This window comes from Athalassotoga sp. (assembly GCF_049965695.1).
In the GTDB taxonomy this organism is placed as follows: Bacteria; Thermotogota; Thermotogae; order Mesoaciditogales; family Mesoaciditogaceae; genus Athalassotoga.
The window spans coordinates 1-569 of sequence record NZ_JBMFWB010000079.1 but is presented as its reverse complement, the minus strand read 5'-3'; the positions used below and the strand labels follow the sequence as shown (position 1 = coordinate 569).

The following is a 569-nucleotide window of genomic DNA, read 5'->3' as shown; positions in this document are numbered from 1 at the left end:
CGAGCTGCGTTTTCCGTTGTTCTCCAATAAAATTGTACTCTTGTTATCTTGGTACAAAATATTTTTTTCAATTGTGTGACCTTGAGCTTCCATAAATAGCTTGGTTCACAATATCATAGTTGCCGCATCATCTGCACCAACAAGCTCAGCTTCGGTGCTACTTCTTGTGTTCAATTTCTGCTTGCGGGAAATTGATTGGGCTGCTCCACCGCCGTACGTCATGACGGCTCCGGTGTGGCTCTTGAGGTCAGGATGCACTCCAAAGGCGCTATCCACGTACCACTTGATGACATGCAAATCCTCGGTTGACAAATTCAGTCTGTCCTGACGTGTCCCATTACAAGACTTGATCAAACAAACCAACTTATTTCAATCATCTTGGTTGGGGGACTTGACTCTTGTGCACAGCAATGCAATAGCTGTGTGAATATCAGGGCGTGCTCGCTTGCAGGCAAACAGACCCTTTGCAACAAAAGTATGAAATAACTCGGCCTTGTCCTTGTCGAGTTTTGGACCATCACCTTCAGCAAATAAATTCTCAGATGCTGGGATTGGTGCTGTGTCCGCGG

The 569-nt window shown here is 45.9% G+C and carries 1 protein-coding gene; it reads right to left on the bottom strand.

Annotation, left to right across the window (positions count from 1 at the left end):
* Positions 1-369 precede the first annotated feature (369 nt).
* Positions 370-569 (bottom strand): hypothetical protein (locus tag ACP5NR_RS08830; RefSeq protein WP_428006378.1); only part of this gene is annotated, 200 nt, incomplete at its 5' end.